General features: G+C 75.9%; 2 pseudogenes. One reads left to right on the top strand and one right to left on the bottom strand.

The features are described 5' to 3' along the window. Positions 1-92: pseudogene (locus R5H29_RS05625) on the top strand (OsmC family peroxiredoxin); the annotation flags it as partial. A gap of 205 nt (positions 93-297) precedes the next feature. On the opposite strand, the pseudogene R5H29_RS05620 reads toward R5H29_RS05625, so the two are convergent. After that, a pseudogene (locus R5H29_RS05620) lies at positions 298-370 on the bottom strand (OsmC family peroxiredoxin); the annotation flags it as partial.

The following is a 370-nucleotide window of genomic DNA, read 5'->3' as shown; positions in this document are numbered from 1 at the left end:
AGCGGTTGCTGGAGGTGGTGGAAAAGACCCCGGTGACCCTGGTGATGCGCGACGGTGCGCGCATCACCAGTGAACGCGGGGCCGCCGCGTAACCCCATCCATGCATGGCGTGGATCTACAGACGACGCTCGCCGGGGCGGGGCCCGGGCGCCCGGGGGCGGGCCGGGGGCGCGGGGGGGGCCGGGGCCCGCCCGCGGGGCTGGGCCGGGCGCTCCCCGAGGCCCCCGCGCCGCCCCGGTCGCGCCGGGCCAGGCCCGGCGAGCGTCGTCTGTAGATCCACGCCATGCATGGATGGGGTTACGCGGCGGCCCCGCGTTCACTGGTGATGCGCGCACCTTCGCGCATCACCAGGGTCACCGGGGTCTTTTCC

The organism is Stenotrophomonas sp. A3_2 (genome assembly GCF_036624925.1).
Classification (GTDB): domain Bacteria; phylum Pseudomonadota; class Gammaproteobacteria; order Xanthomonadales; family Xanthomonadaceae; genus Stenotrophomonas; species Stenotrophomonas hibiscicola.
This window is presented reverse-complemented; position numbering and strand designations above follow the sequence as displayed.